The 416-nt window shown below is 27.2% G+C and carries 1 protein-coding gene; it reads right to left on the bottom strand.

What is annotated here, in order from left to right:
- Positions 1-416, bottom strand: a 416-nt coding sequence (icaR, locus tag GVJ63_RS22040; protein WP_200843144.1) for an ica operon transcriptional regulator IcaR, incomplete at both ends; no start/stop codon positions are given.

The following is a 416-nucleotide window of genomic DNA, read 5'->3' on the forward strand; positions in this document are numbered from 1 at the left end:
TTCTTCCACTGCTCCAAATTTTTGCGAAAAGGATGCTTTCAAATACCAACTTTCAAGAAACAGCAATATTAAATTCTGAAAGTCTTCTTTTGTCATCTTTATCTTTGATTCATCATAGAATTTTGCTATCTCTTTACTTAATGATTGATTTAAATCTTGTATTTGTCCGTAAATATTTCCAGAAAATTCCTCAGGCGTATTAGATAATTGAACGTACATTCTAATATACCTTTCTTCGATGTCGAAAATAAACTCAAATAAGAATTGATATAAAGCATCAATTGAATAGTTCGATTTATTTTGATTCATCATAATAATATTATTAAGGTAATCAAAACAGCATTTAACACTTTGTTCGTAAATACTTTTTTTCGAGTCAAAATGGTAATATAAACTCGCTTTCTTTATATTTACAC

The organism is Pantoea sp. 18059, assembly GCF_902706165.1.
GTDB classification, from domain to species: domain Bacteria; phylum Pseudomonadota; class Gammaproteobacteria; order Enterobacterales; family Enterobacteriaceae; genus Pantoea; species Pantoea agglomerans.